Source organism: Bacillus sp. SIMBA_008, assembly GCF_046535495.1.
In the GTDB taxonomy this organism is placed as follows: Bacteria; Bacillota; Bacilli; order Bacillales; family Bacillaceae; genus Bacillus; species Bacillus subtilis.
In genome coordinates this window covers 1-261 of sequence record NZ_JAWRWL010000697.1, presented here as the reverse complement: position 1 = coordinate 261, position 261 = coordinate 1, and the positions used below count along the sequence as shown (strand labels likewise).

At 75.1% G+C, this 261-nt stretch carries 1 pseudogene; it reads right to left on the bottom strand.

Annotation, left to right across the window (positions count from 1 at the left end):
• Positions 1-261, bottom strand: a pseudogene (locus SB658_RS25035) (hypothetical protein); the annotation flags it as partial.

The window sequence follows — 261 nt, the reverse complement described above, 5'->3', positions numbered from 1 at the left end:
CTCACGGAGGGTGCGGCCGGTGAGCGCGAGGAACACGTCGTCGAGTGTCGGCGGCACGCCCGTCGCCCGCGTGACGGAGATGCCCGCGGCATCCAACTCGCGGACGATCACGGGCAGCAGCCGGTCGCCGTCCGGCACGGCGAGTGACACGGCGTCGCCGTCGAGCGCGACCTTCGCGGTGCTGAGGCGGGCGACCACGGGGTGCGCGCTCGCCGCCGTCGCGGCATCCGCGAAGCCGAAGGTGAGCACGTCGCCGGCGAG